General features: G+C 72.7%; 10 protein-coding genes. 4 read left to right on the forward strand and 6 right to left on the reverse strand.

All coding sequences use genetic code 11. The annotated features are described in order from the left end of the window. Nucleotides 1-162: 162 nt before the first annotated feature. From hpaE to Q4D18_RS00935, 4 genes are read right to left on the reverse strand one after another with little or no spacing between them, the layout of a single operon-like run. Nucleotides 163-1707 carry a 5-carboxymethyl-2-hydroxymuconate semialdehyde dehydrogenase gene (gene hpaE / locus Q4D18_RS00920; RefSeq protein ID WP_303124885.1) on the reverse strand — a complete coding sequence of 515 codons (1545 nt, stop codon included), beginning with the start codon at nucleotides 1705-1707 and terminating at the stop codon, nucleotides 163-165. A gap of 12 nt (nucleotides 1708-1719) precedes the next feature. Then, nucleotides 1720-2406: a GntR family transcriptional regulator gene (locus Q4D18_RS00925; protein WP_303124887.1), complete on the reverse strand. Its 687-nt coding sequence runs from the start codon at nucleotides 2404-2406 to the stop codon at nucleotides 1720-1722. Continuing rightward, entirely contained in the window at nucleotides 2403-4034 is a 1632-nt protein-coding gene (locus Q4D18_RS00930) for a fumarylacetoacetate hydrolase family protein (protein WP_303124889.1), read from the reverse strand. The genes Q4D18_RS00925 and Q4D18_RS00930 overlap by 4 nt, the downstream gene beginning before the upstream one ends. Nucleotides 4035-4089: 55 nt before the next feature. Then, nucleotides 4090-5142: a hypothetical protein gene (locus Q4D18_RS00935; protein ID WP_303124891.1), complete on the reverse strand. Its 1053-nt coding sequence runs from the start codon at nucleotides 5140-5142 to the stop codon at nucleotides 4090-4092. 139 nt (nucleotides 5143-5281) lie between these two features. Here Q4D18_RS00935 and Q4D18_RS00940 point away from each other — a divergent pair, with 139 nt between their 5' ends. From Q4D18_RS00940 to pdxT, 3 genes are all read left to right on the forward strand, one after another. Next, nucleotides 5282-6127 (forward strand): CoA ester lyase, encoded by an 846-nt coding sequence (locus Q4D18_RS00940; RefSeq protein ID WP_303124892.1) that lies wholly within the window; start codon nucleotides 5282-5284, stop codon nucleotides 6125-6127. Nucleotides 6128-6233: 106 nt separating this feature from the next. Further along, nucleotides 6234-7178 carry a pyridoxal 5'-phosphate synthase lyase subunit PdxS gene (gene pdxS / locus Q4D18_RS00945; RefSeq protein ID WP_303124893.1) on the forward strand — a complete coding sequence of 315 codons (945 nt, stop codon included), beginning with the start codon at nucleotides 6234-6236 and terminating at the stop codon, nucleotides 7176-7178. A gap of 36 nt (nucleotides 7179-7214) precedes the next feature. Further along, nucleotides 7215-7826 (forward strand): pyridoxal 5'-phosphate synthase glutaminase subunit PdxT, encoded by a 612-nt coding sequence (gene pdxT, locus Q4D18_RS00950; protein ID WP_303124894.1) that lies wholly within the window; start codon nucleotides 7215-7217, stop codon nucleotides 7824-7826. A gap of 106 nt (nucleotides 7827-7932) precedes the next feature. Here the strand turns inward: pdxT and aceB are convergent, their stop codons facing one another. Beyond that, nucleotides 7933-9606 (reverse strand): malate synthase A, encoded by a 1674-nt coding sequence (gene aceB, locus Q4D18_RS00955; protein ID WP_303124895.1) that lies wholly within the window; start codon nucleotides 9604-9606, stop codon nucleotides 7933-7935. A 41-nt stretch (nucleotides 9607-9647) separates the two neighbouring features. Then, nucleotides 9648-10946 (reverse strand): isocitrate lyase, encoded by a 1299-nt coding sequence (aceA, locus tag Q4D18_RS00960; protein ID WP_303124897.1) that lies wholly within the window; start codon nucleotides 10944-10946, stop codon nucleotides 9648-9650. A gap of 276 nt (nucleotides 10947-11222) precedes the next feature. Between aceA and Q4D18_RS00965 the strand changes: the two genes are divergently transcribed. After that, nucleotides 11223-12713, forward strand: a complete 1491-nt coding sequence (locus Q4D18_RS00965) for a helix-turn-helix domain-containing protein (RefSeq protein ID WP_303124898.1) — start codon at nucleotides 11223-11225, stop codon at nucleotides 12711-12713. Nucleotides 12714-12795 lie beyond the last annotated feature (82 nt).

The following is a 12795-nucleotide window of genomic DNA, read 5'->3' on the forward strand; positions in this document are numbered from 1 at the left end:
GGGCTGGTGCCCCGGCTTGGGCGGGCGCCCGCCCCCCCCCCCCGCGGGGGGGCCGCCCCGGGGGAGGGGGGGGGCACGGGCCCTGAGCCCTGCCACGACGACGGCGCCCGCACCCTCGCGGGGAGGGTGCGGGCGCCGTCGGGGTCACCGGGGCCGGTCGGGTCAGCCGTCCATCTTCGCGGCGGCCTGCTCCTGCTTGCCGAACACCGGGTTGTGGACCTCGCCGAGGTTGATGTGCACGGCCTGCTGGTCGGTGTAGAAGTCGATCGAGCGGTAGCCGCCCTCGTGGCCCAGGCCGGAGGCCTTCACGCCGCCGAACGGGGTGCGCAGGTCGCGCACGTTGTTGGAGTTCAGCCACACCATGCCGGCCTCCACGTTCTGCGCGAAGTTGTGGGCCCGCTTGAGGTCGTTGGTCCAGATGTAGGCGGCCAGGCCGTACTTGGTGTTGTTGGCCAGCTCCAGGGCCTCCTCGTCCGTGTCGAACGGGGTGATGGCCACGACCGGGCCGAAGATCTCCTCCTGGAAGATCCGGGCGTCCGGGGCCACGTCCGCGAACACGGTGGGCTGCACGAAGTTGCCCTCCGGGAAGCCCTCGGGGCGGCCGCCGCCGGCCACCAGGCGGGCCTCCGACTTGCCGATCTCCACGTAGGACATGACCTTCTCGAAGTGCTCCGGGTGCACGATCGCGCCGACCTCGGTGGTCTCGTCGTCCGGCAGGCCGACCTTCACGTTCGAGGCCTGGGCCGCGTAGCGCTCCACGAACTCGTCGTAGACGTCGCGCTGGACGAGGATGCGGGAGCCGGCCGTGCAGCGCTCGCCGTTGAGGGAGAACACGCCGAAGATCGTCGCGTCGATCGCGGTGTCCAGGTCCGCGTCCGCGAAGACGACGGCGGGGGACTTGCCGCCGAGCTCCATGGACAGGCCCTTCAGGTGCGGGGCGGCGTTGCCGAAGATGATCTGGCCGGTGCGGGACTCGCCCGTGAAGGAGATCAGCGGCACGTCCGGGTGCTTGACCAGCGGGTCGCCGGCGAAGCCCTCCTCGCCGAAGCCGTGGACCATGTTGAACACGCCCTTGGGCAGGCCGGCCTCCTCGAAGATGCCGCCCCACAGGGACGCCGAGAGCGGGGTGAACTCGGCGGGCTTGAGCACCACGGAGTTGCCGGTGGCGATCGCCGGGGCGAGCTTCCAGGACTCCAGCATGAACGGGGTGTTCCAGGGGGTGATCAGGCCGGCGACGCCGATCGGCTTGCGGTTCACGTAGTTGATCTGGCGGCCGGGCACCTTGAAGGTGTCGTCGTGCTGGGCCACGATCAGGTCCGCGAAGAAGCGGAAGTTCTCGGCGGCGCGGGCGGCCTGGCCCTTCGCCTGCTTGATCGGCAGGCCGGTGTCGAAGCACTCCATGGCGGCCAGCTGGTCGCCGCGGGTCTCCATGATGTCGGCGATCCGGTGCAGCACACGCGAGCGCTGGCGCGGCAGGGCCTGGGACCACTCGCCGGACTCGAACGCCCTCTTCGCGGCGGCGACGGCGCGGTCCACGTCCGCGGCCTTGCCGGAGGCGGCCTTCATGTAGGGCTCGTTGGTCACCGGGTCGAGGACGTCGAACGTGTCGCCGTCGATCGAGTCGACGAACTCGCCGTCGATGTAGTGGCGCAGGACGTCCGGCAGGCCCTCGGGCTTGCGGGCCTCGATGCTGGTCTTCTCGGTCATGGGGTCCTCTTCTCAGTTCTGGTGGTTGAGGTAGGCGTGCAGGGTGTTGAGCCGGTGGGCGCGGGCGGCGGCCTCGATCTCCTCGAAGCGGGCGCCGGTCTCGATGAGCCGCAGGAGCTGCTCGTGCTCGTCCATGGAGGCCTCCGCCCGGCCGGGCACGTACGCGAACGTGGAGGAGCGCAGCGCCGCCAGGCGGTTCCAGCCGCGGTGCACCAGGTCGTGCACGTGCTCGTTCTGGTGGTGCTCGAACAGGATCGAGTGGAAGCGGCGGTTGAGCTCGGTGAACGCCACCGGGTCCCACGCCTCCTCCGACGCGGCGAGCGCGCGCATCTGGGCGTTCACCGCGCGGGCGGCGGCGATGTCCCGGGCGGTCACGTGCGGGGCGCACTGGGCGGTGGAGAAGCCCTCCACCAGCGCCAGCGTCTCCATCGTGTGGCGGTACTCGACCGGGTCGATCCCCACCACCGTGGCGCCCACGTTGCGCTCGTAGGCCACGAGGTTCTCGGACTGCAGGCGGCGGATGGCCTCGCGCACCGGGACCACGGACATGTCCAGCTCCGCGGCGATCTGGGACAGCACCAGCCGGTCGCCCGGCTCGTGGCGCTGGTCCCGGATCCCCTCGAGGATCGCGTGGTAGGCCTGGTCGGCCTTGGAGGGGTGCCCGGTGCGCGTCCCCGCCCGGCCCGTGTCCGTCCTCATGCTCGTGCGTCGCCCTCCGGCCGCGGGGCGTCCGGCAGGGTGGCGCGGTGCTCGGCGAACCTCGCCTTCCACTCTGCGTTCGGCGGGAACAGCCCGTCCACCGGGTGGCCGGCCTTCACCTGCTCGTACACCCATGCGTCCTGCAGCTCCTGCTCGTAGGCGTCGTCCACGACCTCCTGCAGCAGCGACGGCGGGACGACCACGACGCCGTCGTCGTCGCCGATGACGATGTCCCCGTGCTGGACGGTGGTGCCGCCGCAGGCGATGGTGCCGCCGACCTCCCACGGGATGTGACGGCGGCCCAGGACGGCCGGGTGCGCGGCGTTGGCGTAGACCTGGATGCCGACCTCGCGGACGGCCTCCGAGTCGCGCACGCCGCCGTCGGTGATCACCGCGTTCGCGCCGTTGACCTGAGCGCGCAGCGCCAGGACGTCGCCGAGGGTGCCGGTGCCGTGCTCGCCGCGGGCCTCCATGACCACCACGTCGTCCGGCTGCACCGAGTCCATCGCGCGCTTCTGCGCGTTGAAGCCGCCGCCGAACTCCGTGAAGAGGTCCTCGCGCTTGGGCACGTAGCGCAGGGTCTTGGCGTAGCCGAGGACGCGCCGGCCCGGGTGGTAGGGGCGGGGGCCGTCGATGGTGGCGTTCTGGATGCCGCGCTTCTGCAGCTGGGCGGTGATGGTGGCGACGGCGGTCGCCTCGATCTTCGCGCGCAGCTCGGGGGTCAGCAGGGTCCGGTCCGGCTGCGGGGCCGAGGGCACCCAGTGGCCGTCCTCGTCCACCGCCGAGGAGGAGGCGGCCGGGGACGTCGGGGCGGCGGCGCCGTCGTCGGCCTTCGGGGCGAGGCCCGCGGCCTCGCGGGAGCCCCAGGCCTCCTCGCGCTGGGTGTCGTCCACCTGCGGGCCGTGGCCGTAGTCGGCCATCGGGTGCTCGGAGGCCACCACGGTGGTCACGAGGCGGCCCGTGGACGGGGCGCCGGGGGCGGTGGGGGCGTCCACCTCCACCTCGACGACGTCGCCGGGCTGGGCCACGGAGGAGCCCGCCGGGGTGCCGGTGAGGATGACGTCCCCCTCCTCGAGCGTCATGAGCTGGGAGAGGTCGGCCACGAGCTGGCCGAACGGGAAGACGAGGCCCTCGGTGGTGTCGTCCTGGACGATCTCCCCGTTGACCCACGTGCGCACGCGCAGGGCGGCGGGGTCCAGGTTGGCGGCCGCGATCACGGCCGGGCCGAGGGGGGTGTAGCCGTCGCCGGACTTGTTCTTGACGTTCGAGCCCTTGTCCGCGTGGCGGAGGTCGTAGAGGCCCCAGTCGTTGGCGGCGGTGACGCCGGAGACGAAGGACCAGCCCTCCTCGGGGCTCACGCGCCGGGCGGTGCGGCCGATGATCAGGGCGATCTCGCCCTCGTAGGCCAGCAGCTCGGTGCCGGCGGGGCGCTCGATCACGTCGCCGGAGCGGGCGATCGAGGTGCCGGCCTTGAGGAAGTACCCGGGGAACTTCGGGGAGCGGCCGCGCTGGGCGATCCGGGAGGGGTAGTTGAGGTGCAGCGCCACGACCTTGCCGGGGCGGTTCTGGCGGGCGGTGAAGTCCTGCTCGGCGACCGTGGGGGTGGCGGGCGATGTGCTCTGCGTCATACGACGGATCATATACGATCCGGCCGCGCGGGGGGAAGGGGTCGGCACCGGACGGTCAGGGCGCGTCCGGGCCTCCCGGGTCCACCGTCGGGCCCGTGCGCTCCGTGGCGGGGCCGCTCGGATCGCCGTCCACGCCCGTGCCCGCGGTGCCGGTGCCCGCGCCGTCGACGTCCGGGACGGCGTCGAGCGGCGCCGTGGTGGCGGTGGCGTCCGCCCCGTTCCACGCGGTGGAGACGTCCGTGGGCGGCTCGGGAGGCGCGGTGACCCGGCCCGCCCCGGCGTCCTCGCCGTCCCCGGTGCCGTCCCTGGTGGGCTCGGCGCCCCACCCCGGCGTCGGGCTCTCCTCCGGTGTGGGCTCGGCGCTCCAGGCGGGCGTGGGCTCGGGGCTCCAGGAAGACTCGGGGCTCCAGGAGGACTCGCCGGAGGGCTCGGCGCCCCCTCCGGCGTCCTCGGTCTCCTCGGCGGGCTCGGGCTCGGGCTCCGCGGACGGCGCCGGTGCCCCGCCCCCGGCGGCCGGGTCGCCGAGCGCCAGCGGCGCCAGGCCCAGGACGTCGTCGAGGTCCCGCCCGTCCACCTCGAGGCGGACCCGTGCGGCGTCCGTCTGGGAGCGGGCCGTCTCGGCCAGCTGGGCGCGGATGCGCTCGGCCGCGCATGCGTCGTCGGCGGTGACGGTGCCGGAGAACGTGAACACCTCCGTGTCGCCGTCGCGCCGGTGCCCGGTGGGGGTGAGGGTCTCGGAGGTGGCCTCGACCTCGTTCACGAGGGTCGGGTCGCCGTGCTCGCCCTGGTCGTCGTCGAAGAGGAAGTCCACGGCCGCGTCCGCGCGGTCCACCCCGCCGGAGGGCACGGTCTGCACGGGCACCAGCAGGTCGCCGCAGCCGAACGCGCGGCCCTCGAAGGACGGGTCCGCCTCGTCCTGGGGCACTACGAGGTGCACGGTCAGGGGCGCCATGTCCGAGGTGTCGTGGCCGAGCAGGTCCACAGGGCCGTCCGAGCCCCCCGTGGCGGGCTCTCCGCCGGAGGGGAGCAGCCCGCAGCCGCCCAGCAGGACGCCGGCGGCGGTGAGGGCGGCCGCCGTCGTCAGGACGGAGGACGGGGAGCGGCGCATGCGGACCTCTCAGAGGGGGGGCGGCGGGATGGACGCGGCGGTGCGGACGGTGGCGGGGGCGCGGCCGCGGGGCGGCCGTGTGATGGCCCCCATGCTACGGTCCGCCCACCGCGGCCGGGCCCGCGGATAGCATGGACCCATGCCCCTGAGGAACCGCCGTGCCGCCGCGCTGCCCGCCAAGCTCAGCCGCTCGTGGCTGCTCGTCAACGCGGCGAAGCCCGAGGACTTCGCGCCCGGGCTGGCCTCCGAGGCGGACTCCGTGATCTTCGACCTCGAGGCCGCCGTGCCGGAGGAGAAGAAGGACGAGGCGCGGCAGAACGTCGTCGACGCCCTCTCCGGCGGCATGACCGCGTGGGTGCGCATCGGCGCGACCTCCACGGACCACTGGGCCCGCGACCTCGAGGCGCTGCAGGGGCTCGAGGGCGTGCGCGGCGTGGTGCTCGCCGAGACCGAGGAGCCGGAGCAGGTGACCTTCACCGCCATGCGCCTGCGCGCCGGCACGCCCGTGATCGCGCTGCTGGAGTCCGCCCTCGGCATCGAGAACGCCACGGCCGTGGCCAAGGCGCCCGGCACGTTCCGTCTGGCGTTCGGCGTCAACGACTTCCGCAAGGACGTCGGTGTGGGGGAGGACCCGCTGGCCATGGCCTACGCGCGCTCGCGCATGGTGATCGCCTCCCGCGTGGGCCGGCTGCCCGGCGCGGTGGACGGCCCGCCCGGCGCGGGCGACGACGAGGAGGCCGTGCAGGAGTCCTCACGGGTGACCAACTCCATGGGCATGACGGGTCGGCTCTGCCTCAACCGTGGCCAGGTCGAGTGGATCAACCGGGGCCTGTCCCCGTCCGAGGACGAGGTGCGCTGGGCCCACGGCCTGTTGGACGAGCACGCCGCCGGTGCCACGGTGGGCGACGGCTCCTACCTCCCGCGCCTGCTCCGCGCCCAGAAGATCGCCGACCTCGCGGACTCGTACGGCCTCTGGAACGCCTGACCGGCGTGGCACGATAGCTCCATCCCGACGACGTCGCCCGGGGCACGCGCGTGCGCACGCGTCGGCCGGCGTCGTCCTCCCCCCCTCCAGAAGAAGAGGTACACCCATGGGCAAGACCCCCGCGCAGTCCTTCTCCGCCTCCACCACCGACGCCGCCGACGACGGCGCTCGCGGCACCGGCACCACCCGCGTCAAGCGCGGCCTGGCCGACATGCTCAAGGGCGGCGTCATCATGGACGTCGTCACCCCGGAGCAGGCCCGGATCGCCGAGGACGCCGGCGCCGTCGCCGTCATGGCGCTCGAGCGCGTCCCCGCCGACATCCGCGCCCAGGGTGGCGTGGCCCGCATGTCCGACCCGGACCTGATCGACGGGATCGTGGAGGCCGTGTCCATCCCCGTGATGGCCAAGGCGCGCATCGGCCACTTCGTGGAGGCCCAGGTGCTGCAGGCCCTCAAGGTGGACTTCATCGACGAGTCCGAGGTGCTGTCCCCGGCCGACTACGTGAACCACATCGACAAGTGGGGCTTCGACGTGCCGTTCGTCTGCGGCGCCACCAACCTCGGCGAGGCCCTGCGCCGCATCACCGAGGGCGCGGCCATGATCCGCTCCAAGGGCGAGGCCGGCACCGGCGACGTCTCCGAGGCCATGAAGCACATCCGCACCATCCGCAAGGAGATCGCGCAGCTGAAGGGCCTGTCCACGGACGAGCTGTACGTGGCCGCCAAGGAGCTGCAGGCCCCGTACGAGCTGGTGCGCGAGGTCGCCGAGACCGGCGCCCTGCCCGTGGTGATGTTCGTGGCCGGCGGCGTGGCCACCCCGGCCGACGCGGCGATGATGATGCAGATGGGCGCCGACGGCGTCTTCGTGGGCTCCGGCATCTTCAAGTCCGGCGACCCCGCCGCGCGCGCGAAGGCGATCGTCAAGGCGACCGCGCAGTTCGACGACCCCGCCGCGATCGCCGAGGCCTCCCGCGGCCTGGGCGAGGCCATGGTGGGCATCAACGTGGGCGACCTGCCCGCCCCGCACCGCCTGGCCGAGCGCGGCTGGTGAGCTGACGGGCGGGTGCGGGCGCCTACGATCGACGGCATGAGTCCCGTGCAGAAGACCGTGGGCGTGTTCGCCCTGCAGGGGGACGTGCGCGAGCACGTGCACGTCCTCGAGGCGCTCGGCGCCCGCACCCGCCCCGTCCGGCGGCCGGCCGACCTGGCCGGCCTCGACGGGATCGTGCTGCCCGGCGGGGAGTCCTCCGTGATGGACCGCCTGGCCCGGATCATGGGCCTGCGGGACCCCCTCGCCGACGCCATCCGCGACGGCCTGCCCGCCTACGGCACCTGCGGGGGGATGATCCTGCTGGCCGCGGGGATCGAGAACCCCGCTCCGGACCAGGGCAGCCTCGGCGTCCTGGAGGTCACGGTGCGCCGCAACGCGTTCGGATCCCAGGTGGACTCCTTCGAGGCGGACCTGCGGGTGCCGGCCGTCTCCGCAGACCCGGTGCACGCGGTGTTCATCCGCGCCCCCGCGGTGGTCCGCGTGGGGGAGGGGGTCGAGGTGCTCGCCTCCGTGCCCCGCCGTGACGACGGCGCCGCCTGCGCCGACCTGCCCGTCGCCGTGCGTGCGGGGCATGTGACGGCCACGAGCTTCCACCCGGAGGTCACCGGGGACTGGTCCTTCCACCGGGCGTTCCTCGCCGGCCTCTGACCCTCCCTCACACCCACGCGAATCGACTGCGGTTCTGACCCTTCACAGCCCCGTTCGGGGCCCCAGAAGGGTCAGAACCGCAGTCGATTCGGGAGGGTGCGGCGGCTCAGGCGCCGTGGTCGGACCGGCGGCGGGCCTCGGCGGAGAGGAACCGCTCGTATGCCGGCAGGGTGAGGAAGTCCGGGAAGTCCTCGGCGAGGGCCACCGAGGTGAAGATCTCCCGGGCGTCGTCGAAGCGGTCGCCCTCGGTGCGCTCGATCCGGCCGAACTCCTCCTCGGTCACCTGCTCCACCCACTCGCGGGTCACGGTGCGCTCCCCGCCGTCGCTCAGACGGGCGGTGGAGCCGGTGCGGATCCACTGCCAGATCTGGGAGCGGGAGATCTCCGCAGTGGCGGCGTCCTCCATGAGGTTGTGGATGGCGGCGGCGCCGTTGCCCCGCAGCCAGGACTCCACGTACCGGATGCCCACCTCGATGTTCATCCGCAGCCCCTGCTCCGTGATGGAGCCGGTGGTGGACCTCACGTCCACCAGGGCGGCGGCGTCGGGGACGACGTCCTCCCGACGGCGGGTGCGGATCTGGTTCGGCAGGTCCTTCAGGACGGCGTCGAACACCTCCATGGCCACGGGCACCAGGTCCGGGTGGGCCACCCACGAGCCGTCGAACCCGTCCTCGGCCTCGCGGGTCTTGTCCGCGCGGACCTTCTCCAGGGCGGCCGCGTTGGCCTCCGGGTCCCTGCGGTTCGGGATCTGCGCGGCCATGCCGCCGATCGCCGACGCCCCGCGCCGATGGCACGTGCGCACGAGCAGCTCGGTGTAGGCCCGCATCATCGGCTGGGTCATCGTCACCTCGGAGCGGTCGGGGAGCACGAAGTCCTCGCCCCGCTCGCGGAAGGTCTTGATGACGCTGAAGATGTAGTCCCAGCGGCCCGCGTTGAGGCCGGCGGCGTGGTTGCGCAGCTGGTAGAGGATCTCCTCCATCTCGAACGCCGCGGTGATCGTCTCGATCAGCACGGTGGCCCGGATGGTCCCCTGGGGGATCTCGAGCAGGTCCTGCGCCCGGACGAACACGCAGTTCCACCACCGCGCCTCGAGGTGCGACTCGGTCTTGGGCAGGTAGAAGTACGGGCCGCGGCCGCGGCGCAGCAGCTCCTTCGCGTTGTGGAAGAAGTACAGCGCGAAGTCGGCGAGCGCGCCGGAGACCGGCTGGCCGTCCACGAGGATGCGGTCCTCCATCAGGTGCAGGCCGCGGGGCCGCACGATGATGGTGGGCCGGTCCACGAGCTGCACGCCGCCGAGGGTGTACTCCTTGCCCTCCGGGGTGGTCAGGGAGATGGTCCTGCGAATGGCGTCCTGCAGGTTTACCTGCCCGGCGATCACGTTCTCCCAGGACGGGGTGGAGGAGTCCTCGAAGTCCGCGAGCCAGCACTTGGCGCCGGAGTTCATGGCGTTGATGGTCATCTTCCGGTCCACCGGGCCCGTGATCTCCACGCGGCGGTCGCGCAGGCCGGGGGCCAGCGGAGCGACGTGCCAGGAGGTGTCCTCGCGGACCTTGCGGGTGGCCGGGAGGAAGTCGAGGGTCTCGCCCTCGGCGATGCGACGCCGGCGGGCGGCGCGCTCGTCCATCAGCTCCCGACGGCGTCCCTCGACGCCGCGGTGCAGCGCGGCGAGGAACTCCAGGGCGGCCGAGGTCAGGACACGGTCCTGGCCGGGGACCGGCTCGCCGAGGACGCGCACGCCGTTGACGGTGGTGTCGGAGTGGGTGGTCTGCAGGGTCATCATGACGGGTTCCTTCGCAGTCGTGAGGTGTCGTCGTCGACGGCTCAGTGGAACTGGCCCGCCTCCGTGGACTCCTTCAGGGCCACGGTGGAGGACTCGGGGTTGATGGCGGTGGAGACGGCGTCGAAGTAGCCGGTGCCGACCTCACGCTGGTGCTTGGTGGCGGTGTAGCCGCGGGTCTCGTCGGCGAACTCGCGCTCCTGCAGCTCCACGTACGCGGACATCTGGCGCTCGTTGTAGCCCTTGGCCAGGTCGAACATGGAGTGGTTCAGGGCGTGGAAGCCGGCCAGGGTGATGAACTGGAAGGTGTAGCCCATCGCGCCCAGCTCGCGCTGGAACTTGGCGATCGTGGCGTCGTCGAGGTTCTTCTTCCAGTTGAACGACGGCGAGCAGTTGTAGGAGAGCATCTGGTCCGGGAACTCGGACTTGACGGCCTCGGCGAACTTGCGGGCCAGCTCGAGGTCCGGGGTGCCGGTCTCCATCCAGATCAGGTCGGAGTAGGGGGCGTAGGCCTTGGCGCGGGCGATGCAGGGCTCCACGCCGTTCTTGACCTTGTAGAAGCCCTCGGCGGTGCGCTCGCCGGTGATGAACTCGGCGTCGCGCTCGTCGACGTCGGAGGTGATCAGGGTGGCGGCCTCGGCGTCGGTGCGGGCGATGATCACGGAGGGCACGCCGGCGACGTCGGCGGCCAGGCGCGCGGCGTTCAGGGTGCGGACGTGCTGGCCGGTGGGGATGAGGACCTTGCCGCCCAGGTGGCCGCACTTCTTCTCGGAGGCCAGCTGGTCCTCCCAGTGCACGCCGGAGGCGCCGGAGGCGATCATGCCCTTCATGAGCTCGTAGGCGTTGAGCGGGCCGCCGAAGCCGGCCTCGGCGTCGGCGACGATCGGCACCAGGTAGTCCTCGACGGTCTTGATGCCCTCGGACCACTCGATCTGGTCGGCGCGCAGCAGCGCGTTGTTGATGCGGCGGACCACGGCCGGCACGGAGTTGGCCGGGTAGAGGGACTGGTCCGGGTAGGTGTGGCCGGAGAGGTTGGCGTCCGCGGCGACCTGCCAGCCGGAGAGGTACACGGCGCGGAGGCCGGCCTTGACCTGCTGCACGGCCTGGTTGCCGGTGAGGGCGCCCAGGGCGTTGGTGAACTCGCCCTTGGCGTGCTCGGAGGTCAGCTGCTCCCAGAGCTTCTCGGAGCCGCGGCGGGCGAGGGTGTGCTCCTCCTGGACGCGGCCGCGGAGCTTGGCGACGTCCTCGGCGGTGTAGGTGCGCTCGATGTGGGCCCAGCGGTCGTTGGTGTCCCAGTCCTTCTGGATCTCCTGGGCGATCTGCTGCACGGTCTGCTCGGTCATGGTCCTGGTCCTTTCGGGTGGGGGACGGGGCGGGCCTCCGCGGTGCTGCGGCGGCGTCTCCCCGGGGGGTGTGGAACCACTGTGGCCCGACGCACACCTGACCGGGACCCGGAGTCGCAGGAAAGTTCGGGGCCTTCTTCCCGCTCTGTCAAGAAAAAGGATTCTTTGCGTCCTGGGCTGTTCATGGATGGGTCTCTGCCCGCGAAGCGGGTCAGAGGCGCGAATGTTGACTTCACAGACGGTCTCCCAGGTGTGACTGTCATTACCCTCGTCGGCATGGCCACTCCCACGGACCCCGCCCACGAGCCCCCGCGCGTCGACCCCCTCGTGCTCGGCCGCCGGCTGCGCCACCTGCGCCGGACGTCCGGCGCGACGCTGTCCGACATCGCCGGGAAGGTCGGCGTGACCGCCTCCCACCTCTCCCTCGTGGAGAACGGGCACCGCGAGCCGCGGCTGACCCTCCTGACCGCCCTGGCGGACGTGCACGGCGTCAAGGTGGAGGATCTGCTGACCCCGGAGGCGCCGAGCCGGCGCGCGGCCCTGGAGGTGGCCGTGGAGCGGGCGCAGCGCGGCCCCCTGTTCCAGCGGCTGGGCCTGCCCTCCCTGAGGATCGGCTCGCGCACCCCGGACGAGGTCCTCGAGGTGATCGCGGGGCTGCAGGCCGAGCTGGACCGGCAGATGGCCGAGCGCGTGTCCACCCCGGAGGAGGCGCGCCGGGCGAACAGCGCCCTCCGGGAGGAGATGCGCGCCTGCGGCAACCACTACGCGGACCTGGAGCGCCGGGCCCAGGAGCTGCGGGAGGCGGTGGACGTGGCGGACGGCCCGCTGACGCACCACCACGTCTCTGCCCTGGCCGAGCACCTGGGGTTCGCGGTCCGGTTCGTGCCCGATCTGCCGCACTCGACGCGCTCCGTCACGGACCTGAAGAACCGCCGCATCTACTTGTCTCGGTCCCGCCGCCCGGACCACGACCCGCGCGCGGTGCTCCTGCAGGCGGTGTGCTCCTCGGTGCTGGGCCACGGCGAGCCCGCCGACTACGCGGAGTTCCTCCGCCAGCGCGTGTACACGAACTACCTGGCCGCGGCGATGATGATGCCGGAGCGCGGCACCGTGCGCGCACTGCGCGAGGCGAAGGAGCGCCGCGACCTCTCGGTGGACGACCTGCGGGACCGGTTCGGCGTCTCGTGGGAGTCCGCTGCGCACCGGTTCACCAACCTGGCCACCGAGCACCTGGGACTGACCTGCCACTTCGCGAAGGTCCACGAGTCCGGGGTGTTCCACAAGGCGTACGAGAACGACGGCATCCCGTTCCCCACGGACCACATCGGGGCGATCGAGGGGCAGACGGCCTGCCGGCACTGGACCAGCCGGCAGGTGTTCTCCGTGGCCGACCACCTCGGCGCGTTCCCGCAGTACACGGACACCCCCGCCGGGACGTTCTGGTCGGCGGCGGTGGTCGAGCCGACCTCCACCGGCTTCTACTCCCTCACGGTGGGCGTGCCCTTCGACGACGCCAAGTGGTTCCGCGGCCGGGAGACCTCCGCGCGGACCCGCAGCACCTGCCCGGACCCGGAGTGCTGCCGGCTGCCCTCGGCGGACCTGGAGGCCGCGTGGGGCGGGCAGGCCTGGCCGGCGGCCCGCGCCAACGCGCACCTGCTGGCGGCCATGCCCAGCGGGGCGTTCCCGGGCGTGGAGGAGGTGCAGGTGTTCGAGTTCCTCCAGACGCAGGAGAGCCGGTGGCCCCCGGAGGGGGCGGGGGAGGCCTGACGGGGCGGCGGCGGGCGCGGGCCGTGCCGCACGTCTCCCACCGCAGGCCCGCCCCGCAGGCGTTCCGTCCGGCGCCCCTGCG

This window comes from Micrococcus sp. (genome assembly GCF_030523875.1).
GTDB lineage: Bacteria > Actinomycetota > Actinomycetes > Actinomycetales > Micrococcaceae > Micrococcus.